General features: G+C 60.5%; 18 protein-coding genes and 1 pseudogene. 4 read left to right on the forward strand and 15 right to left on the reverse strand.

Annotated elements, in window-relative coordinates; all coding sequences use genetic code 11:
- Positions 1 to 23: 23 nt before the first annotated feature.
- Positions 24 to 359, reverse strand: a complete 336-nt coding sequence (uspB, locus tag LAC65_RS15035) for a universal stress protein UspB (RefSeq protein WP_039381017.1) — start codon at positions 357 to 359, stop codon at positions 24 to 26.
- Positions 360 to 775: 416 nt separating this feature from the next.
- Between uspB and uspA the strand changes: the two genes are divergently transcribed.
- The gene (gene uspA, locus LAC65_RS15040; protein ID WP_039381019.1) at positions 776 to 1,213 is read left to right on the forward strand and encodes a universal stress protein UspA; all 438 of its coding nucleotides are present in this window, start codon (positions 776 to 778) and stop codon (positions 1,211 to 1,213) included.
- A 55-nt stretch (positions 1,214 to 1,268) separates the two neighbouring features.
- Here uspA and rsmJ read toward each other — a convergent pair whose 3' ends face one another.
- Together rsmJ and prlC are read right to left on the reverse strand one after the other, a co-directional pair.
- Positions 1,269 to 2,018 (reverse strand): 16S rRNA (guanine(1516)-N(2))-methyltransferase RsmJ, encoded by a 750-nt coding sequence (gene rsmJ / locus LAC65_RS15045; RefSeq protein WP_039381021.1) that lies wholly within the window; start codon positions 2,016 to 2,018, stop codon positions 1,269 to 1,271.
- A gap of 8 nt (positions 2,019 to 2,026) precedes the next feature.
- Complete coding sequence (gene prlC, locus LAC65_RS15050; protein ID WP_039381023.1) at positions 2,027 to 4,069, reverse strand: oligopeptidase A; 2,043 nt, start codon at positions 4,067 to 4,069, stop codon at positions 2,027 to 2,029.
- 357 nt (positions 4,070 to 4,426) lie between these two features.
- Here prlC and LAC65_RS15055 point away from each other — a divergent pair, with 357 nt between their 5' ends.
- Positions 4,427 to 5,269 (forward strand): 23S rRNA (adenine(2030)-N(6))-methyltransferase RlmJ, encoded by an 843-nt coding sequence (locus LAC65_RS15055; protein WP_039381025.1) that lies wholly within the window; start codon positions 4,427 to 4,429, stop codon positions 5,267 to 5,269.
- A gap of 12 nt (positions 5,270 to 5,281) precedes the next feature.
- Here LAC65_RS15055 and rnz read toward each other — a convergent pair whose 3' ends face one another.
- Positions 5,282 to 6,193, reverse strand: a complete 912-nt coding sequence (gene rnz, locus LAC65_RS15060; RefSeq protein ID WP_039381026.1) for a ribonuclease Z — start codon at positions 6,191 to 6,193, stop codon at positions 5,282 to 5,284.
- Between the two features lie 125 nt (positions 6,194 to 6,318).
- Between rnz and gorA the strand changes: the two genes are divergently transcribed.
- A complete protein-coding gene (gene gorA, locus LAC65_RS15065) occupies positions 6,319 to 7,671 on the forward strand; it encodes a glutathione-disulfide reductase (RefSeq protein WP_094112215.1) in 1,353 nt (450 codons plus the stop codon).
- 45 nt (positions 7,672 to 7,716) lie between these two features.
- Here gorA and LAC65_RS15070 read toward each other — a convergent pair whose 3' ends face one another.
- The 5 genes and pseudogenes from LAC65_RS15070 to LAC65_RS15090 form a co-directional block, all read right to left on the reverse strand.
- Positions 7,717 to 8,733 carry a zinc-dependent alcohol dehydrogenase family protein gene (locus tag LAC65_RS15070; RefSeq protein ID WP_039381031.1) on the reverse strand — a complete coding sequence of 339 codons (1,017 nt, stop codon included), beginning with the start codon at positions 8,731 to 8,733 and terminating at the stop codon, positions 7,717 to 7,719.
- Positions 8,734 to 8,838: 105 nt separating this feature from the next.
- On the reverse strand, positions 8,839 to 9,735 hold the full coding sequence (locus tag LAC65_RS15075; RefSeq protein ID WP_039381033.1) for an alpha/beta hydrolase: 897 nt from the start codon (positions 9,733 to 9,735) through the stop codon (positions 8,839 to 8,841).
- A 192-nt stretch (positions 9,736 to 9,927) separates the two neighbouring features.
- Positions 9,928 to 10,269: a hypothetical protein gene (locus LAC65_RS15080; protein WP_039381035.1), complete on the reverse strand. Its 342-nt coding sequence runs from the start codon at positions 10,267 to 10,269 to the stop codon at positions 9,928 to 9,930.
- Between the two features lie 25 nt (positions 10,270 to 10,294).
- A complete protein-coding gene (locus LAC65_RS15085) occupies positions 10,295 to 11,644 on the reverse strand; it encodes a cation:proton antiporter (protein ID WP_039381038.1) in 1,350 nt (449 codons plus the stop codon).
- Between the two features lie 54 nt (positions 11,645 to 11,698).
- Positions 11,699 to 12,885: pseudogene (locus LAC65_RS15090) on the reverse strand (MFS transporter).
- A 92-nt stretch (positions 12,886 to 12,977) separates the two neighbouring features.
- Between LAC65_RS15090 and LAC65_RS15095 the strand changes: the two are divergent.
- A complete protein-coding gene (locus LAC65_RS15095; protein ID WP_039381040.1) occupies positions 12,978 to 13,910 on the forward strand; it encodes a LysR family transcriptional regulator in 933 nt (310 codons plus the stop codon).
- A 5-nt stretch (positions 13,911 to 13,915) separates the two neighbouring features.
- On the opposite strand, the gene LAC65_RS15100 is transcribed toward LAC65_RS15095, so the two are convergent.
- From LAC65_RS15100 to kdpF, 6 genes are all read right to left on the reverse strand, one after another.
- Positions 13,916 to 14,422: a TIGR00645 family protein gene (locus LAC65_RS15100; protein WP_039381043.1), complete on the reverse strand. Its 507-nt coding sequence runs from the start codon at positions 14,420 to 14,422 to the stop codon at positions 13,916 to 13,918.
- Positions 14,423 to 14,476: 54 nt separating this feature from the next.
- Complete coding sequence (gene kdpD / locus LAC65_RS15105) at positions 14,477 to 17,152, reverse strand: two-component system sensor histidine kinase KdpD (RefSeq protein WP_039381045.1); 2,676 nt, start codon at positions 17,150 to 17,152, stop codon at positions 14,477 to 14,479.
- Between the two features lie 97 nt (positions 17,153 to 17,249).
- Positions 17,250 to 17,822 carry a potassium-transporting ATPase subunit KdpC gene (gene kdpC, locus LAC65_RS15110; protein WP_039381048.1) on the reverse strand — a complete coding sequence of 191 codons (573 nt, stop codon included), beginning with the start codon at positions 17,820 to 17,822 and terminating at the stop codon, positions 17,250 to 17,252.
- An 11-nt stretch (positions 17,823 to 17,833) separates the two neighbouring features.
- Positions 17,834 to 19,882 (reverse strand): potassium-transporting ATPase subunit KdpB, encoded by a 2,049-nt coding sequence (kdpB, locus tag LAC65_RS15115; RefSeq protein WP_039381051.1) that lies wholly within the window; start codon positions 19,880 to 19,882, stop codon positions 17,834 to 17,836.
- Between the two features lie 7 nt (positions 19,883 to 19,889).
- The gene (gene kdpA / locus LAC65_RS15120) at positions 19,890 to 21,569 is read right to left on the reverse strand and encodes a potassium-transporting ATPase subunit KdpA (RefSeq protein ID WP_039381053.1); all 1,680 of its coding nucleotides are present in this window, start codon (positions 21,567 to 21,569) and stop codon (positions 19,890 to 19,892) included.
- Complete coding sequence (kdpF, locus tag LAC65_RS15125; protein ID WP_071669265.1) at positions 21,569 to 21,658, reverse strand: K(+)-transporting ATPase subunit F; 90 nt, start codon at positions 21,656 to 21,658, stop codon at positions 21,569 to 21,571. Before kdpF ends, kdpA begins: the two co-directional genes overlap by 1 nt.
- Between the last annotated feature and the right edge of the window lie 81 nt (positions 21,659 to 21,739).

The following is a 21,739-nucleotide window of genomic DNA, read 5'->3' on the forward strand; positions in this document are numbered from 1 at the left end:
GCGCGCGGAATAACGGTGTCGCTTTACTGCCAGATCGCCATCGCCACCAGGCTCACCACGACCAGAAAACAGAGTCCGCTGGTCAGTACAAACTGACTGCGCACCCGTTCACAGCGGCGGATAAACTCATCGTCATGATGGTCAAGATAGCGCTTTAACCAGATATAGCGCACCAGCCGCACCTGTTTACCCGGCTGGCCGTGAGACGTAAAAAAGCCGGCACCATCAACATATTGGTACAACAGCGGATCGCAGCCGCGCAATACGTAGAGCAGCGCACGCAGGGAAGAGAAGTAGCGCGCCATATTTACCAGACAAACCACACAAAGAGCCCAAAAAAGCGCGATAGTGCTGATCATATTTCCCCCTTCTGGCTGGTACCGCAATGACGTGATATGCAGCGGGGAAGTGCTGCAGACGCCCTGTGGAAAATAAGCCAGCCATCGATAAGCAGATTGGCGTTGTTGTTTTACAGATCTGCGCCTCGCCACCAGAGAAAAGTGGCACGCAATTTCAGTGTAGAATATCTGCTCAAACTTTTTCCAGCGACGCGCTTCGTCAATATATGCATAACCCCCTGCTCAGTGGATCGTTATCACGCTCAGGCGCAGCGGTGCAGCATTTGCCGGTGACACTGGCTATACTCAGCAGATAACAACAGATCCTGCAGTTTCATTGAGTCACCGGCGCATCATCGCCGCTTCGCGCTAAGGAAAACGCCCGCCGTGGTTTGCGGGAGGGTAGCCCCCCAGAATATTGAGAAAGGAGTTTTATCATGGCCTATAAACATATCCTGATTGCAGTCGATCTCTCTCCGGAAAGCCAGCTGCTGGTGGATAAAGCGGTATCGCTGGCGCGTCCTTATGATGCCAAAATCTCGCTGATCCACGTTGACGTTAACTATTCCGATCTCTATACCGGCCTGATTGACGTAAATCTCGGCGATATGCAGAAGCGCATTTCAGAGGAGACGCACAGCGCCCTGAAAGCCCTCTCCGTCAGCGCAGGCTATCCGGTTGGCGAAACGCTGAGCGGCAGCGGCGATCTGGGCCAGGTGCTGGTGGATGCTATCCGGAAATATGATGTGGATCTGGTGGTCTGCGGACATCACCAGGATTTCTGGAGCAAGCTGATGTCATCCGCGCGTCAGCTGATCAATACCGTGCATATCGATATGCTGATTGTGCCGCTGCGCGACGCAGAAGAAGAATAAAAAAACAGGCCGGGATAACCGGCCTGTTTTATATCTGACGCCCTGCTCTGCCGCTTCAGGTTAGCGGCGGATAGATATCAAAGCGGTGACTTTTTGTTACCACGGCAGACTGTGTCACCACGCCTGCCAGCGGCGGTGCGTAATCAGGACGCTTGACCACGATACGCTTTTTCGCCAGACGCCGCGCAGGCTCCAGCAGCGCATCGGCATCCTCATCAGCCCCCACCAGCGAATGAAATACGCGCATCTCTTTTTTTACCATCGCACTTTTCTGCCGGTGCGGATACATGGGGTCGAGATAGACCACATCCGGCGCGGGCGCGATATCGCTCAGCGCCTGCTGGCTCGCCACGTGCAGCAGCGTCAGCCGCTCGCGCAGCCAGCCGCCGATTTCGCTGTCGGCGTAGCCACGCTGCAGGCCATCCTCAAGCAGCGCGGCGACCACCGGGTGGCGCTCCAGCATCCGCACCCGGCACCCCAGCGCGGCAAGCACAAACGCATCGCGTCCGAGACCGGCCGTTGCGTCGACCACATCCGGCAGATAGCCGCCTTTGATGCCCACGGCTTTGGCCACCGCTTCGCCGCGTCCGCCGCCAAATTTGCGCCGGTGCGCCATGGCACCGGAGACAAAATCGACAAAAATACCGCCCAGCTTAGGCTCATCGCGCTTGCGCAGCTCAAGATGCGCAGACGTGAGCACCAGCGCCAGCGGCGCGTTCTCATCCTGCTCAAGGCCCCAGCGCGTTGCCAGCTGTAATAAGGCGCCGTCTCCGGCGCCTGTTTCATCCACTAAACCGATTTTCACAAGCCGGTTTATCCCTGGATGCCGTAGCTTTTCAGCATGGCATCAAGCTGCGGCTCGCGGCCGCGGAAGCGTTTGAACAGCTCCATTGGCTCTTCAGCACCGCCGCGCGTCAGGATATTGTCAAGGAACGCCTGGCCGGTTTCGCGATTGAAAATGCCCTCATCGCTGAGGCGCGCCCACGCATCTGCTGCCAGCACATCGGCCCATAAATAGCTGTAGTAACCGGCGGCATATCCGCCTGCAAAGATATGGCTGAACGCATGCGGGAAGCGTCCCCACTGCGGCGATTCCACAACGGCAACCTGCTTCTTGACGGCATGCAGGGTATCCATAACCTTCGGCCCCTGCTGCGGGTCAAAACCCGTGTGAAGCTGCAGATCGAACAGGCCGAATTCAAGCTGACGCAGGATAAACAGCGCCGCATGGTAATTCTTCGCTTTCAGCATTTTTTCCAGCAGCTCGTCCGGCAGGGATGAACCGGTTTGGTAGTGACCGGAGATAAAATCCAGCGCATCCGGTTCCCAGCACCAGTTTTCCATAAACTGGCTCGGCAGTTCGACCGCATCCCACGGTACGCCGTTGATACCCGATATTCCCGGGACTTCAACCTGCGTCAGCATGTGGTGCAGACCATGGCCAAATTCGTGGAACAGCGTGATAACTTCGTCGTGCGTAAACAGGGCAGGCTTATCCGACAGCGGCTGGCTGAAATTACAGGTCAGATAGGCGATAGGCTTCTGCAGGCTGCCGTCCGCCTTGCGCATTTTATCAACGCAATTATCCATCCAGGCACCACCGCGCTTATGCTCGCGCGCGTAGAGATCGAGATAGAAACTGCCGCGCAGTTCGCCGCTTTCATCAAACAGGTCGAAGAAGCGGACATCATGATGGTAGATCTCAACGCCCTTGCGCTCTTTAACGTTGATGCCGTAGATACGTTTTACGACTTCAAACAGGCCTTTTAATACGCGGGCTTCCGGAAAATAGGGACGCAGCTGTTCATCACTGATCGCGAAGAGATGCTGCTTCTGCTTTTCACTAAAATAGGTGATATCCCAGGGCTGCATGTTATCAACCCCGTACACCTCTTTAGCGAACTCACGCAGCTGCGCCAGCTCCTGCTCAGCCTGTGGACGGGCGCGTTTTGCCAGATCGCCCAGGAAGTCGATGACCTGAGACGGGCTGTCGGCCATTTTGGTTACCAGCGACTTATCCGCGTAGGAGTCGTAGCCAAGCAGCTGGGCCAGCTCGTGGCGCAGCGCCAGCTGCTCTTCCATTATCGGGCCATTATCCCATTTGCCTGCGTTGGGTCCCTGATCGGAAGCGCGCGTAGCGTACGCACGGTACATCTCTTCACGCAGGGCGGCGTTGTCGCAATAGGTGATAATTGGCAGATAGCTCGGGATATCCAGCGTCAGCAGCCAGCCTTCCTGCTTGCGTAGCTTAGCCTGCGCCTCGGCAGCGGCAAGCGCATCTTCAGGTACACCCGCCAGCTCCGCTTTATCGGTGACAAGTTTGGTCCAGCCCATGGTCGCATCCAGCACATTGTTGCTATAGGCTGAGCCCAGCTCTGACAGGCGCGCCATAATTTTGCCATAGCGCCGCTGTTTGTCTCTTTCCAGCCCGATGCCTGACAGCTCGAAATCACGCAGGCTGTTATCAATAGCGCGCTGCTGCTCCGGGCTGAGTGCAGCAAAGCCTTCGCTTTGCTTCAGGCTGCGATACGCCTTGTAGAGGCCCTCATGCTGTCCAACCCAGGTAGAATATTCAGAAAGCAGCGGCAGCACTTTGTCGAAGGCGTCGCGCAGATCGGGGTTATTTTTTACCGCATTCAGATGGCTGACAGGTGAAAATACGCGGCTCAGACGATCGTCTGCTTCTGCAATAGGCTGAACCAGGCTCTCCCAGGTGTAAGGCGCTCCCCGCGTTACCGCACGATCTACCGTATCACGGCACTCTTCAAGAACCTGAGTCACGGCAGGCACCACATGCTCGGGTTTAATGGCGGTAAAAGGGGGCAGGGTAAAAGGGGTAAGTAATGGGTTAGTCATAAGCGCGATCCTTTCATCATGGAATTATGGGCGCGAATACTCGCGCTACGCAATTTTACTAAAATGCGGGCGCCGGACATTAAAATCAATGCCGTAAAATGGAATAGAAGTAGGAAAAAACGCTCAAAATTGCATTTCCAGGCGCGATCTGGCAGCAAATTAAGCGTGAGCCTGAATCGGCCTGTCACTATTTTGCCGTGCCCTGCCCGCTTTCCCGCGGCTGGCCCGATGCGTACTGCGCTGCCGCAGCGCCGGGGCGGAGGCCGCAAAAGCCCAGCAATTTCTGTACGGTCCGGCTATAATCGCGCCATATTCAATCGTCAACTCCTTTGATCCAACTGCGGACCCCCATCTTTTATGCTGAGTTATCGCCACAGTTTTCACGCCGGCAACCACGCCGACGTGCTGAAACACACCGTTGAAAGCCTGATCCTCACCGCGCTCATGGAGAAGGATAAGCCCTTTCTCTATCTGGATACGCACGCGGGTGCCGGACGCTACCAGCTGAGCAGCGCGCACGCCGAGCGCACGGGTGAATATCTGGAAGGCATCGCCCGCATCTGGCAGCAGCCTGACGCGCCTGCGCTGCTGAAACCCTATCTGAACGCGGTGCGTAACCTGAATCCCGGTGGCACCCTGCGCTACTATCCAGGTTCACCGCTGATCGCCCGTTACCTGCTGCGCGAAGAGGATAAGCTGCAGCTGACCGAACTGCACCCCAGCGACTATCCGCTACTACGCACCGAGTTCAGCAAAGATGCGCGCGCGCGCGTGGAACGCGGCGATGGCTATCAGCAGCTGAAGGCGAAACTGCCACCGCCGGCGCGGCGCGGCCTGATCCTGATCGATCCCCCTTATGAGATGAAAAGCGACTACCAGGATGTGGTGAAAGGGATTCAGGAAGGCTATAAGCGCTTTGCTACCGGTATCTATGCGCTCTGGTATCCGGTGGTAATGCGCCAGCAAATCAAACATATGCTGCGCGATCTGGAAGCTACCGGTATCCGCAATATTCTGCAGATTGAGCTGGCGGTGCGTCCGGACAGCGACCAGCGCGGCATGACCGCCTCCGGCATGATAGTCATTAATCCGCCGTGGAAACTCAAAGCGCAGATGGAAGAGCTGCTGCCGTGGCTGCATAAAACGCTGGTCCCTGCCGGCACCGGGCACTATAGCGTGACGCAGGTAGTACCAGAGTAACCGTCCGGCGCGTTAAATCTCCACAACAGCAAAATCGTGTGCCAGTTCGGTTGCCGCAAACACCGACTGGCACTCCGCCAGCAGCTTGTCCCGATCTGCAGAGAGATAGCGCGAGCTGAAGTGCGTCGCGATCATACGCTTAACCCCCGCCTGCTGCGCCACGGCTGCCGCCTGCACCGTCGTTGAGTGACCGCGCCCGTTGGCCTTCTCCGCCATTGCTGCCTCAAGCGTGGTTTCATGCACCATGACATCGGCGTTGGCCGCCAGCGCCAGCGCGGCGTCGGTCGGCGCGGTATCGCCAAATATTGCCAGCACCTTACCTGCCGTCGCGGGCCCCAGATAGTCTGCGCCGTTAATTTCGCGCCCATCCTCCAGCCGGATAACTTTTCCCTGCTTTAGATCCTGATACCAGGGGCCGCGCGGCACGCCCTCTGCTTTAAGCCGTGCGGCATCCAGAAATCCGGGCTTATCATGCTGCTCAATGCGGTAGCCGTAGCACTCTACGACATGATTCATCGGATAAGCGGTCACCCGGAACTCGCCGTTATCCAGTACCAGACCCGCCTCAATCTCCACGATTTCCAGCGGATAAGTGGTCCATGAACTGCTCAGGCTCAGCGCGTTTTCAACAAATGCCTTCAGCCCCTCAGGGCCATACAGCGTCAGCGGATCGAGCATGCCCGCCATCGAGCGGCTGGTAAGCAGGCCCGGCAGGCCAAAAATGTGATCGCCATGCAGGTGCGTAATGAAAATCTTCTCCAGTTTGCCAGGGCGAAGCGCCGAGCGCATAAACTGATGCTGCGTCGCCTCACCGCAGTCAAACAGCCAGGTGTCGCCACGCTTTGAGAGCGTCAGGGCGATCGCGCTGACATTGCGCTGTAAACTGGGCGCGCCCGCGCCGGTGCCTAAAAAAGTCAGATGCATAATAGCCTTACCTGTAAGCGAAACCTGGATTTCACTCTATCATAATCATAGGCGGAACCTTTGCGCCGCTCCGCCAGGTAGCGGTAAACTTTACGCCATATTTTCTCAACAGACGGAAACAACGGATGACCAGACATTTTGACTACCTCGCTATCGGCGGCGGCAGCGGCGGCATCGCCTCCATTAATCGTGCAGCCATGCACGGCCAGACGTGTGCGCTGATCGAAGCGAAAGAGCTGGGTGGCACCTGCGTTAACGTCGGTTGCGTGCCCAAAAAAGTGATGTGGCATGCGGCACAGATCGCCGAAGCCATTCATCTGTATGGACCCGATTACGGCTTTGATACTACGGTGAACCGCTTTGACTGGGCCACGCTGGTAAAGAACCGCAGCGCCTATATCGATCGCATTCACACCTCTTATGACAACGTGCTGGGCAAAAACAAAGTCGAAGTCATCAAAGGCTTTGCCCGCTTTGTGGATGCGCACACGGTGGAAGTTAATGGTGAAACGATCACCGCCGATCATATTCTGATCGCCACCGGCGGACGCCCGGTGCGCCCTGCTGTGCCAGGTGCCGAATATGGTATCGATTCTGACGGTTTCTTTGAGCTGGGATCCTTACCGCGGCGCGTGGCCGTAGTGGGTGCAGGCTATATCGCCGTCGAGCTGGCAGGCGTGGTCAACGCGCTGGGCGCGGAAACGCATCTGTTCGTGCGTAAACACGCTCCGCTGCGCAGTTTTGATCCGCTCCTGAGCGAAACGCTGGTGGAGGTGATGCAGGCGGAAGGCCCGCAGCTGCATACCGAAGCGACGCCAAAAGCCGTGGTTAAAAATGCTGACGGCAGCCTGACGCTGCAGCTGGAAAATGGCAGCGAACAGACGGTGGATTGCCTGGTCTGGGCGGTGGGTCGTGAACCGGCAACCGATAATCTTAACCTTGACGTGACCGGCGTTGCGCTCGATGAGAAAGGCTATATCCGCGTCGATAAGTTTCAGAATACCAGCGTCGCAGGCATTTATGCGGTAGGAGATAACACCGGTGCCGTCGAGCTGACGCCGGTAGCGGTGGCGGCAGGCCGTCGTCTCTCTGAGCGTCTGTTTAACAACAAACCGGATGAGCATCTCGACTACAGCAATATTCCGACAGTGGTGTTCAGCCATCCGCCGATTGGCACGGTGGGCCTGACCGAACCGCAGGCGCGCGAGCAGTATGGTGATGACCAGGTGAAAGTCTATAAATCCTCTTTTACCGCCATGTACACCGCGGTCACGCAGCATCGCCAGCCGTGCCGCATGAAGCTGGTCTGCGTCGGCCCGGAAGAGAAGATTGTCGGTATTCACGGCATCGGCAGCGGCATGGATGAGATGCTGCAGGGCTTTGCCGTGGCGCTGAAGATGGGTGCCACGAAAAAAGATTTCGACAATACCGTGGCGATTCACCCCACCGCAGCGGAAGAGTTTGTGACGATGCGTTAACAAAAAGGCGCCCGGACGGGCGCCTTTTTTGATCGCCGTAGCCGGTTACCAGGAGACGGTAATTTTGCCAAAGTGGCTGGCGCCCTGCTGATGGCGGAACGCCGCCGGCAGATCGTCAAGCGCCGCAAAATGCTCACCAATCACCGGCCGCACCGCAATCTGCTCCAGCGCCCGCACAAACTCCTGCTGCTGCCGGCGATGGCCCACTATCAGCCCCTGGATCCGCGCCTGCTTCGCCATCAACAGCGAGGTCGGGATCACGCCTTCATGGCCGGTCAGTACGCCAATCAGCGCGATATGTCCGCCGATACGCACCGCTTTGATCGACTCTGCCATGGTGCCCGGTCCGCCCAGCTCAATCACCACGTCCGCACCGATCCCATCCGTCAGCTGCTGTACTTCGCTGCCCCACCCGGGCGTGGTGCGGTAGTTAATGCCGGCATCGGCGCCCAGCTCGCGCGCACGCGCCAGCTTCTCATCAGAGGATGAGGTGACAATCACCCGCGCGCCCATCGCTTTAGCGATCTGCAGTGCGGTAATGGAGACGCCGCCGGTGCCGAGCGTAACGATAGTATCGCCCGCCTTGATCTGCGCATCGCCTACCAGCGCCCGCCACGCCGTCAGCCCGGAGGTGGTGATAGTGGCCGCTTCAGCATGGCTCCAGCCGCGCGGCGCCAGGGTGAAGTGATGCGCCGGGCGCACCACGGTTTCCGCGGCAAAGCCCTGCGCGCCATCTCCCGGCGTGCGGGTGAAGTCGCCCACGCGGGCGTAAGGCAGGCCATCCTGCCACTGCGGGAAAAAGCAGGAAACCACGTGGTCGCCGGGGCGGAATTCGCTGACGCTGCTGCCCACCGCCTCCACGACGCCGGCGCCGTCCGCCATCATAATGCGCCCCGCTTCGGTCGGGATCGATCCGTCGGCAACCAGCAGATCGTGATAATTAAGTGAGGTGGCGTGGATACGGACGCGGATCTCGTCAGCGGCGGGCTTGCCGGGATCGGGCAGATCCACCAGCTGCAGATTATCCAGCCCGCCGGGCTGGTTAAGAATCATCGCTTTCATTCGCTTTTCTCCTGTCAGGACACAATAACGCGTTACCGGTTACTGAGTGTGGCAGTGCAACAGCATTCCCGCCTGGTAGGGTGTGCGGCAGGTGCGCCGCAGCGATCAGCTCAGTTTATCGAGCCAGCGCACATACGCCTGGTCCCAGAGCGCAGCAGGCGTGCCCGCTTTACCCAGGCCAAATCCGTGCCCGCCGCTGCTGAGCTCAATCAGCTCAACCGGTACGCGCATGCGCCGGCAGACGTCGCGCATCAGTTCGGTGTTGTAAGGATTAGAGGTGCGATCGTCCTCTGCCTGGGCGAGAAACGTCGGCGGATAGGCGCGGGTAACATAGTTTTGCACGGACCAGTTCGCCGCCTGGGTCGCAGTGGCGTGCGCCCCCACCATCATCAGGCGGGTCTGCGTATGCTGAAACGGCGCTTCCAGCGTGATCACCGGGTAGATAAGCCCCACGCTGCTGGCTGAAGGCACGATCTCATCCAGCGCGTCCTGCTGCGGATAAGTGCGAAAGTCAGGTCGCGCGGCGGCCATGCCCAGCAGATGGCCGCCGGCCGAAAAGCCGAGCAGGTGCACTTTCGACTCCATCGCGCGTACCATGCGAATGGCGCGCTGTGCATCCTGCAGCGGTGCCAGATTGCCCGCCTGCCACTTTTCACCGGGCAGGCGATAGCTCAGCACATAGGCGGTATAGCCATTGGCATTCAGCCAGCGCGCCACCGGCCACGCCTCCCGGCCCATGCCGATGAAGCGATAGCCACCGCCCGCGGCAATCAGTACCGCCTCGCCGTTGGGGTTTTCCGGACGAAAGCGCTGGATAGCGGGTGAAACGATATTGGTCCATGAGCCTTTAGTATTGACCCTTAACAGGCCGGACGGACCGCCCCCACCCGGCGGCTCATCCGGCCAGAGCGGAATGATGTCATCACGGGCAAACAGCTTGCCGGTGGTCATCGCGAGAACGGTTGCCCCGCTCGCCTGTAAAAAACGACGACGTGTCATCATGTTGCGTGCCAGCCACTCTCAGGAAACACCCGGCCACGGGTCAGATTATTGGTATGACGAAAGTCTGATTTCTATCCGGCGATAATGTACGCATTCCGCACCAAAAAGCCATAAAAAAACGCGACATAAAAGGCGCGTATAACGTGATGGCTGCCGCTGCTGCCGCGGTGGCACATACCGCAAAGCGGCGGCTTAATCCTGCTGCTGAAACTGCGTCATGACGGTCTGCTCGCACTGCTGCTGATCGTGGCGCAGCTTACCGCGCTCCTCTTCGCCGAGTTCCAGCCAGCCGTTGATCACTTCCTGCGCGATCTCTTCATCAAATTCAGTCTTGTTCATGGCAGAAGGTGACTGGCTGGCGGCCATTTGCGCCTTCAGCTTGGCGGTATAGCTCTCCATGTCACCGGTTTTCTGTTCGCTGCTGACCAGATGGCAGAGCTGGCCGGCGTAGACATTTTCCTGCGCATCCGCATCTGCCGCCAGCGCGCTGGCGGAAAGGGTTAAGCCCGTCAGGGCAATCAATAAGCGTTTCATAAAGGCTCCTGTTGTTTCCGGAAACTCAGGTTTCATCCTGTTGCGTGCGTGCCGCCTGGCGGGCAGCACGCCAGTTTAAAAGCGGTGTCACCGTGATACCGTGCAGCACCACGCTGCATACTACAATGGTCAGGGCCATATCCACCATCTGCTGCGCTTCAGCGCCCTGCAGGCCGTGCACCCAGGCAAAAGCGATATAGTTGATACTGCCGATCCCGCGAATGCCGAGCCAGCCAATCAGCAGCCGGCGCGCGCGCGGCATTTCGCAGCGCCAGGTGGTGAGCCAGACCGCCAGCGGCCGCACCACGACAAACAGCAGCAGCGCCAGGCCGATGCCCATCGGATTCCAGTGGTGCGCCAGCGTAATGCCCAGCACCACCATCAGCGCGGCAGCCAGCAGGCGCTCTACCGTATCGCCAAATGAGAGCGCATCGCCAATGACCAGACCCACGGACTTAACCATGCCGCCGCCGCTCTGCCGCACGCGCTGATTAGGATTCACCATGACTTCAGCCGGCAAATGCTGCTTCTCCTCCGGCAGATCTTCCAGCGGAAAACAGCGCGTGACGCGCAGTTCAGCGCGCCGCAGGCCGACGCCTGCAGCAAAGGTTGCCAGGAAGCCGGAGGCATCCAGCGCCTGCGAGGCGGCATAGCTGAACGCAATAAGCGCCAGCGCGAGAAAATCGTTTGGCGCCACATCGTCGTGCGCGCTGCGCAGCCGCGCCGCGAGCTGGCCGATAACACGCCCCAGCAGATAGCCAATTGCAATACCCCCGCCAATAGACCAGAGCACATCCAGCGTCGCCCACTCCCCTAGGCTGGCGAGATCAAAGCCTTCCGGGCGCATCAGCAGCAGCGCCAGGATCAGCAGCGGCAGCGCCGAGCCATCGTTCATTCCCGCCTCGCTGGAGAGCGCAACGCGCAGCGCATCATCATCGCGCGCATCGTTGACTGAAATCAGGCTGGCCAGCACCGGATCGGTTGGCGCAACAATGGCGCCAAACGCCAGCGACAGCGGCCAGTTAAAGCCGGTGATCCAGTGCACCAGACACGCCATGCCGCCTACCGTCAGCAGCATCGCCGGAAACGCCAGCCGCAGTCCGACCCGCCAGGCGTGCGCTTTCAGCGGCAGGCGCAGCTTCAGACCGGTGATAAACAGCGACGCGGCCATGGTGATTTCGGTGATATGCGCCACCAGCTCAGAGTGACCAACAATATCGATACGCAGCAGGTCCAGCACCCAGGGACCGCAGATAATCCCGGCGATAAGATAGAGGCCAAATGAGGTCACCGGCCCGCGGTGGATCCAGCCGGAGGCCAGTGACATGATCAGTAACAGACCGCCGACAACGGCGGTCCAGGCAAGGAAATTCATAACGCTCCGCTTTTCAAAAACATAACTCCCTTAAGCCTGGCACAGGATTGGAAATTAGTGTCTGAGATGCGCACTGCCCAGGCGTACCAGCAGCGCCGCCGTCGTTGCCAGGGTGACCACGCCGTTCCAGCCAAAATGCGCCAGCGCCAGGCTGCCGAGGGCCGCGCCGGCGGCCATGCCGACAAACACCACGGTAAACATCAGGGCATTCAGGCGGCTGCGCGCCTCAGGTGCCAGGCTGTAGACCAGCGTCTGATGCGCCACCAGCGTCGCCTGCACCCCCAGATCAAATCCCACCGTACTCAGGATAATCACGCCCGGCTGCGCCGCCAGCGGCAGCAGCGGCAGCAGAAACATCAGCGCGAACGACACCATCACCAGCGCAGAGCCATACTGCGTCACCCGCGCCGGACCGATGCGATCGGCTACGCTGCCGGCCAGCGGAGCAGCCAGCGCCCCTGCCGCGCCCGCCAGGCCAAACGCACCCGCGATGGCACTGTCGAAATGAAAGCGCTCGCTCAGCATCAGCGCCAGCGTTGACCAGAAGGCGCTGAATCCCACCGATAGCAGCCCCTGTGCCAGCGCAGCGTCTGATGCTGACGCCACAGCTGCGCCAGCGACAGCAGCAGGCGCGGATAGCTGACGGCGGTACCGGGTGTGAAGCGCGGCAGCACGCGCCAGAGCGCCAGCGTCATCAGCAGCATGGCACCCGCAGCGATAAAATAGAGCGTACGCCAGCCGGCATACTCCGCCACCAGGCCGCTGATCACGCGCGACAGCAGAATGCCCGCCAGCAGCCCGGTCATTACCACGCCAACCGTCTTGCCCCGGCGATGCTCCGGTGCCAGCGCGGCAGAGGCGGGCACAATATCCTGCGCGACGGTAGCGGTCAGCCCGGTGACAAAGCTGGCGATCAGCAGCGCGCCGATTCCGCCGGCAAAGCCACACAGCAGCAGCGAGGCCACCAGCAGTAGACCTTTAATCAGAATAATGGTCCGCCGGTCGTGGCGATCGCCCAGCGGGGCCAGCAGCAGGATCCCCAGCGCATAGCCCGCCTGCGTCAGCATCGGCACCATACCGGTGCTGCTGATGCCGGTATTAAACGTTTTACTGATGATATCCAGCATGGGCTGACTGTAGTAGATAGAGGCGACGCTCAGGCCGGCACCGGCGGCAAGCGTAAACAGCAGCGGAGCGGGAAGCGTTTCTGCGCGACGGGCAGATGACAATAAAACAGACATAGGTGACTCTCCTGAAAAGTTGCGCCTATTAAAGCGCGCGGCAGCCATACGCGGTAGAGTGTGACAGGACACAACCGTTATGCGTGGTACGTATGAATAACCTGACCAGCACCGATCGTATTGCCCTGATGCAGACCTTTATCCGTATCGTTGAGAGTGGCTCCCTCTCCGCCGCCGCGCGGCAGCTTAATACCACCCAGCCTACCGTCAGCCGCCGGCTGCAGGCGCTGGAGCACTATCTCGGCCTGAAGCTGATACTGCGCACCACCCATGCGCTCAAGCTGACCGATGACGGGGAGCGCTGCTATACGCAGGCGCGCCAGCTGCTGGCAACGTGGTATGCGCTGGAGGATGAACTGACCGGCTCACATGACGAACCAGCGGGCACGCTGCGGGTGCGCGCACCGCACGCTTTCGGGCAGGATCAGCTGATTACGCCGCTGGTCGCCTGGCTGGAGCGCTATCCGCGTCTGAATGTAGAGTGGATGCTTAACGATCGCACGCCGGACTTTATCAGTGAAAACGTGGACTGTGCGATTCAGGTTGGTGCGCCGGACGATCCGGGCATTGTGGCCGTGCTGCTGGCGGAAGTGCCGCGTATTGTAGTGGCAGCGCCGGCGCTGCTGGCCGCCCATCCGCCCGTGACGCAGGCAGAAGAACTGACACAGCTGCCGTGGCTGGCGCTGACCAGCTTTTATCGCAATGAGATTGCGCTGCAGCGCGTCAGCGATAGCGCAATGGTGAACCTGGCGATCGCGCCGCGGCTCGCCAGCGACAGCCTTTATGCGGTGCGCAAGGCCGCGCTGGCCGGAATGGGCGTGGCGCTGGTTTCATCGTGGGTGGTACAGGACGATCTGGAGAGCGGCGCGCTGGTGCAGCTGCTGCCGGCGTGGCAGGCGCCGCCGCTGCCGGTCTGGCTGACCTACCCGTGGGCCAGCTACTATCCGGCAAGGCTGCGCCATTTTTTTACGCTGATTAAAACGGTCATGCCGCAGCTGCTCGGCACCCGCCCCCCGGCACGCTGAGCAGATCAGCCAGCGTGCTTTTTCTCCATTTTTGACATGTTATCCAGCCAGCCCATAACAAACGCGGAGAGCACAAAGGTCAGATGGATGATCACGTACCACATCAGCTTGTCGTTGGCGACGTTGCGCGCATCCATAAAGATACGCAGCAGATGGATAGAGGAGATCGCCACAATGGAGGCGGCGACTTTATTTTTAAGCGAGCCGGAGTCCATCTTGCCCAGCCAGCTCAGCTTCTCTTTGTGTTCGGCGATATCGAGCTTCGAGACAAAGTTTTCATAGCCTGAGAGCATCACCATCACCAGCAGCCCTCCGACCAGCGTCATGTCAACCAGCGACAGCAGCAGCAGGATCAGATCGTTTTCCGCAATGCTGAGGATGTTCGGCAGCAGATGGAAAATTTCCTGAAAAAATTTAACGGTCAGCGCCAGCAGGCCCAGCGAAAGTCCAATGTAAACCGGTGCCAGCAGCCAGCGGGATGAATACATCAGGTTTTCGGTAAAACGTTCCATAAGTTTCCATAAGTTAGCAGCGAAGCTGCCGAGTATACCCGAACTTGTGTGAAGTTATTTAAGTGCGGCCTCGGAAATTTCCGGCGGCGCCGGGAGCGGGAGCGACAGACGAAACTCAGCGCCGCCGCTGGCACGGTTTTCCGCCCAGATGCGTCCGCGATGCGCTTCAGTGATGGTCTTGCTGATCGCCAGCCCCAGTCCGACCCCCGGTACGGCAGACTCTTTATCACCCCGGGCAAACTTTTCAAAAATCTGCGTCAGGCTGTCGCCCGCGATGCCCGGCCCGCTGTCCCAGACGCCAATTTCCAGCCGGCTGCCGTCGCGCCAGGCGCGAATACCGTGCTGCGCCGCATTACCGGCATACTTCAGGCTGTTCTCAATCAGATTGGAAAACACCCGCTCCAGCATCGCGCTGTCGCCTTTAATCAATACCAGCTCTGACGGCAGCGCCAGCTCAAACGCGTGGCCTTTAAGCATCGGCCCCATGCTGCGCAGCGCGCCATCGATCACCTCATCCAGCGCCACCCACTCTTCGCGCAGCTGCAGGCCGCCGGACTGAATGCGCGCCATATCCAGCATATTGCTGACCAGACGAATCGTGCTCAGCGTCTGTTCACGGATCTGGCCGGCCTGCGCGACAAACGGCGACTGCGCATGCGCCAGATCGAGCATCAGCATCTCTGCCTGACCAAACAGCACCGTCAGCGGCGTGCGTAAATCGTGTGACAGTGCCGATAGCAGCGCATTGCGCAGCTGCTCGCGCTCTGCTGCGAGGCGCGAAGCCGCTTCGCTCTGCGTCAGCGCCATGCGCTCCAGCGCGTTGGCGATCAGCACGGTAAACGTCTCCACCAGCCGCTGCTGCTCCGGGATCATCAGCTGGCGCAGGTTCTCCGGCTCAACCACCAGCAGACCCCGGCACTGCTGGCCGCTCTTCAGCGGAACAATCTGGTAGGGCACGGCCGGCAGCGTATCGGTGCCGGCGCCGGCAGGCTGACCTTTGCTGTAGCTCCATTTTGCGATTCCGGCATCGGGCGGCGTGCCGCGTAAGTCCGGTCCGGTTGCCTGCAGCTCCCCCTGCTCATCGGGCAGCAGCAGCTGACTGCGCGCCTGCAGCGTCACCTCAATCACTCGCTGTGCGGTAGCGGCAATATCCTGCGGCGTCAGCGCGCTGCCGAGCGATTTCGCCATTTCATAGAGATAGCGGGCGCGCTGCTCGCGATAGCGCGCCACCCTGGCCTGGTAGCGCACGCCGGCGGTGAGATTTCCTACGATCACGCCGACCGCCAGCATCACGCCAAAGGTGACCAGATACTGCAGGTCAGAGACGGCGACGGTGCCGGTGGGCGCGACAAACATCAGATCAAACGCGACGATATTGATCACGGTGGCAAACACCGAGGGCCAGCGCCCGTAGCGCAGTGCCACCAGCACGACCGACAGCAGATAGATCATGACGGCGTTGGCGCTATCGAACTCTGCAAGCAGGCCGCGTCCGATAAACGTCACCGCAAGGCAGAGCAGCAGCGCCATGATGCAGCCGCGCAGCCGCAGCCGCCACTTATCGCTGCTGACCGGTTTGCTGCTGGCCGCATGCAGCGCCGGGCGCAGCGGCTCATCCAGCGCCACGACCAGCAGATCGAGATCCGGCCCCAGCTCGCCGAGACGCTGGGCGAAGCTGTCGCGGCGGAAGCGCCGGTGCGGCTGGCGTCCGGCGACAATTTTGCCCAGATTATGCTCCCGCGCGTAGCGCAGCACCGCGCGCACCTCATCGGGATCGGCGAGCGTGGCCGTTTCCGCGCCCAGCTCCTGCGCCAGCTGTAGCGTACGCAGGATCGCGCGCCGCTGCGCCTCCGGCAGGCGATGCAGGCGCGGGGTTTCCACATAAACGGCGTGCCAGACGCTGCCGAGCCGCGCGGCCAGACGTGCGGCGGTTCGCACCAGCTTTTCGCTGCCGGTATCATCACCAATACAGAGCAGAATCGCATCCCGCGTATGCCAGACCCGATCGCGTCCCTGCTGGTCACGCCAGGCGCGCATCTGATCGTCCACGCGATCGGCGGTGCGACGCAGCGCCAGTTCACGCAGCGCAAACAGATTGCCTTTGCGGAAAAAGTTTTCAATCGCGCGCTCGGCCCGGTCGCCGACGTAGACTTTGCCCTCTTTCAGCCGCTGACGCAGATCGTCCGGCGGCAGGTCCACCAGCACTACCTCATCTGCGCTGTCAAAAAAGGGATCGGGCACGGTTTCGCGCACCTGAATTCCGGTGATACCGGCTACTACGTCATTGAGGCTTTCGAGGTGCTGCACGTTTACCGTGGTGATGACATCGATGCCGGCATCAAGCAGCTCGTCAATATCCTGCCAGCGTTTGGGATGGCGCGCGCCCTGAACGTTGGTATGCGCCAGCTCATCCATCAGGATCACCGCCGGATGACGCGCCAGCGCCGCATCCAGATCGAACTCCGTGTGGTGCGAGCGACCGGTGGTGCGACGCGGCAGCAGCGTCAGGCCATGCAGCAGCGCGGCCGTTTCTGCGCGATTGTGGGTTTCCACGATACCGGCCAGCACATCCAGCCCCTGCGCGCGCAGCCGCTGCGCCTCCTGCAGCATCGCAAAGGTTTTGCCCACGCCGGCACAGGCGCCAAAATAGATTTTCAGCTTGCCGCGATGGCTGTCGCTATGGCTGAGCAGCAGCGCATCGGGGTCCGGACGAGGCAGTTCATCATTCATGTCGTTCAAATAGTGAATTCCGTACGATCAGTGAAAGGGTCGCCATACATGGCGACCCTGCGTTGCAGGGTGCGCATTTATGCGCACCGAATGTGCCTCATCCCTGCAAATTATCCAGCGCCATATTGAGCCGCAGCACGTTCACCGTCTCTTCGCCGATAAACGGCAGCAGCGGACGCCCGGTGTTACGCGCAATCAGCGCCTCAACGTCTTTCAGCGTCATATTGCGCGCTGCCGCAATGCGCGGTGCCTGCCACAGCGCGGCTTCAGGAGAGATATCCGGATCCAGGCCGCTGCCTGAAGCGGTGACCAGCTCCACCGGCACCGCTGACGGCGCCTGCGGATTCGCCGCCCGCAGCGCGGCCACGCGCGCGGCGACGGCGCTGTCCAGCGCCGGGTTACTCCCGGCCAGGTTGCTGCCACCGGAAGCCTGCGCGTTATAAGGCCGCTCCGCCGTAGCCGATGGCCGACCCTGGAAATAGCCGGGCTGAGTGAACTGCTGCCCAATCAGCGCTGAGCCGCGCACGCTGCCCGCCTGCCTCAGCAGCGAACCGCTCGCCTGCTGCGGAAACCACCACTGTGCCAGCCCGGTGGTCAGCAGCGGATAGAGAACACCGGTAAACAGCATCAGCACCATAAACAATACAACAGCCGGACGTAACTGACTCATCTCTCTTCTCCTTACACCAGGCCTGACAGCGTGAGCAGCAGGTCAATCGCTTTAATACCGATAAAAGGCACCACCAGCCCGCCCGCACCGTAAATCCACAGATTGCGTCGCAGCAGCGCTGCCGCGCTCACCGGCCGGTAACTCACCCCTTTCAGCGCCAGCGGAATAAGAAACACAATCACCAGTGCGTTGAAGATCACCGCCGACAGGATCGCGGAGGCGGGAGAGTGCAGCGCCATGATATTGAGCATGCTGAGCTGCGGGTAGGTCACGGCAAACGCCGCCGGAATGATGGCAAAATATTTCGCCACGTCGTTGGCGATGCTAAAGGTGGTCAGCGACCCCCGCGTCATCAGCATCTGCTTACCGATATGCACCACCTCCAGCAGCTTGGTCGGATTCGAGTCGAGATCGACCATGTTCCCCGCCTCTTTCGCCGCCTGGGTGCCGGAGTTCATCGCCACCGCGACATCCGCCTGCGCCAGCGCAGGCGCATCGTTGGTGCCGTCGCCGGTCATCGCGACCAGCCGTCCTTCTGACTGATACTGACGGATCAGCGCCAGTTTAGCCTCCGGCGTCGCTTCTGACAGAAAGTCATCCACGCCCGCCTCTGCGGCGATAGCCGCTGCGGTCAGCGGATTGTCGCCGGTGATCATCACGGTTTTAATGCCCATCCGGCGCAGTTCAGCAAAACGCTCTTTGATGCCGCCTTTGACAATGTCTTTCAACGCCACCACGCCCAGAACCTGCGCGCCTTCGGCTACCACCAGCGGCGTGCCGCCCGCGCGCGCGACCTCCTCAACCCGGGCGTTGACCTCCGCCGGAAAGCGTCCATTGCCGGCGTCGATATAGCGGCGCACGGCGTCCACGGCGCCTTTACGGATCAGCCGATCCTGCACGTTCACGCCGCTCATGCGGGTCTGAGCGGAAAAAGGGATAAAGCTGGCGCCCATTGCGCTGAGATCGCGTTCGCGCAGGTTAAACCGCTGCTTCGCCAGCACCACAATGCTGCGTCCTTCCGGCGTTTCATCTGCCAGAGAGGCGAGCTGTGCCGCATCCGCCAGCTGCTCTTCGCTGACGCCTGGCGCGGGCAGAAACTGCGTCGCCTGGCGATTACCGAGCGTGATGGTGCCGGTTTTATCCAGCAGCAGCACGTCAACGTCCCCTGCCGCCTCCACCGCGCGTCCGCTGGTGGCGATCACGTTTGCCCCCAGCATGCGGCTCATGCCCGCCACGCCAATGGCCGACAGCAGGCCACCAATCGTGGTGGGAATAAGACAGACCAGCAGCGCCACCAGTACCGTGACGCTGACCGGTGTACCGCCGTACGCGGAAAATGGCCACAGCGTGGCGGTCACCAGCAGAAATACGATGGTCAGTGAAACCAGCAGAATGGTCAGCGCGACCTCATTCGGGGTTTTACGACGTTTTGCGCCCTCCACCATGGCGATCATCCGATCGAGAAAGGTTTCGCCCGGATTGACGCTGCACCGGATCACCAGCCAGTCAGACAGAATGCGCGTGCCGCCGGTAACGGAAGCAAAATCACCGCCGGACTCGCGTATCACCGGCGCCGATTCGCCGGTAATGGCGCTCTCATCTACCGACGCGCCGCCCTCCAGTACATCGCCGTCGCACGGGATCACATCGCCCGCCTCAACCAGGACCACGTCACCTTTGCGCAGCGTATCCGCAGAGACTGGCTGCCATGCAGCACCATAGTGCGCTGCCGCAAGCTTCTTCGCCTCGCTGGTTTTCTTAATGCCTTTCAGGCTGTTGGCCTGCGCCTTGCTGCGCCCTTCCGCCAGCGCTTCTGCAAAGCTGGCGAACAGCACGGTTATCCAGAGCCAGAAGGCAATGGCGCCGGTAAAGCCGGCGCTGCCGCTCAGCCAGCCCGCCAGCATGCCGCCGGCCAACAGCGACGTCAGCACGCTGCCCAGCCATACCAGAAACATCACCGGGTTGCGAAACTGCACGCGCGGATCGAGTTTTTTTACCGCATCCAGCAGCGCGGTGCGGGTCAGCTGCGCATCAAACAGCGCCAGTTGTTGACGACTCATGATTGCGTTATTCCTGAATCAGTTGCAGATGTTCCGCGACCGGCCCAAGCGCCAGCGCGGGAATAAAGGTCAGCGCACCCACCAGCAGCACGGTGCCTGTGAGCAGGCCGATAAACAGCGGGCCGTGCGTCGGCAGCGTACCGTTACCCGCGGGCTGAACGTTTTTCGCCGCCAGCGATCCGGCAATCGCCATAACCGGAATAATGATGCCGAAGCGGCCAGCCAGCATGCAGACGCCGAGCAGCAGGTTCCAGAACGGCGTGTTGGCGCTGAGTCCGGCAAAAGCGCTGCCGTTGTTATTTGCCGCAGATGAGACCGCATAGAGTATTTCGCTGAATCCGTGAATGCCGGGGTTGGCCATCGCCGCGCGACCGGCATCGGTCATCAGCGCCAGTGCGGTACCCAGCAGCACCAGCGCAGGCGTGACCAGAATCGCCAGCGCGGTCATTTTCATCTCCCACACGTCGATTGTTTTACCGCGATACTCCGGCGTGCGCCCGATCATCAGCCCGGCGATAAACACCGCCAGCAGAACGAACAGCAGCATGCCGTACAGCCCTGCGCCCACGCCGCCGAATACCACTTCGCCCAGCTGCATCAGCCACATCGGCACCATGCCGCCCAGCGCGGTAAAGGAGTCATGCATTGCATTAACCGCGCCGCAGGAGGCTGCCGTGGTAATTACCGCGAACAGGCCCGAGTTGAGTATGCCGAAGCGCGTCTCCTTGCCCTCCATGTTGAGCGCGCTGTCAGCGCCCAGCGCCAGGAAATGCGGGTTGCCCCGTACCTCTGCCCACATCACCGCCGAGGCCGCGAGGACAAACAGAATACTCATGCTCCACAGCAGCATATGGCCCTGCCGGCGATCGTTCAGGTGCTGCCCGAACGTAAAGCAGAGCGACGCCGGGATCAGGAAAATGCTCAGCATCTGAACAAAGTTGGTCAGGGCGGTCGGATTCTCAAACGGGTGGGCAGAGTTCGCGTTAAAGAACCCACCGCCGTTGGTGCCGAGCATCTTGATGGCTTCCTGTGAGGCTACCGGACCGAGCGGCAGCGTCTGCTGTGCGCCCTCCAGCGTGGTGAGGGTGTGATACGCCGCAAAGCTCTGGATGGTGCCCTGGCTGACATAAAACAGCGCAATCACCAGGCTGAGCGGCAGCAGGACGTAGAGCGTGATGCGCGTCAGGTCACGCCAGGCGTTGCCGAGCGTCGCCAGCGAGCGGTTAGCAAACCCGCGCATCAGGGCAAACGCTACGGCGATACCGGTTGCCGCAGAGAGAAAGTTTTGTACCGTCAGCCCCGCCATCTGGCTGAAGTAGCTCAGGCTGCTCTCACCGCCATACGCCTGCCAGTTGGTATTGGTGACAAAGCTTACCGCAGTGTTAAACGCCAGATCCCAGCTCAGGCCCGGCATCTGCTGCGGATTAAGCGGCAGCGCCCCCTGCAGCATCAGTATCGCCAGCAGCACCACGAAGCCCACGGCGTTAAACAGCAGCAGCGCCAGCAGATAGTGCTGCCAGCGCATCGCCGCTGTGCCGCTGCCCGTCAGCTGCCACAGCAGGTGCTCGGTGCGCGGCAGCAGCGGTTTATCCGCCACCAGCCGCGCCAGAAACCGACCCAGCGGCTGCGCCAGCGCCATCAGCACCAGCAGAAACAGCGCGATCAGTAAGAATGCATTCGCCGCCATCAGAATGCCTCCGCATTAAGCAGGGCATAAACCAGATAGCCCAGCAACAAAATCAGCAGCACAATGCCCGCTATTACGCCCACGCTCACAGCAACCTCCGGAGTAGTCAGTAGTGCGGCAAGCATGCGCGGCGCGGCATAAAGAAGGGATAAAAAGGCGGAGGACGGGCG

Origin of the sequence: Pantoea eucrina (assembly GCF_020079945.1) — a bacterium.
Lineage (GTDB): Bacteria > Pseudomonadota > Gammaproteobacteria > Enterobacterales > Enterobacteriaceae > Pantoea > Pantoea eucrina.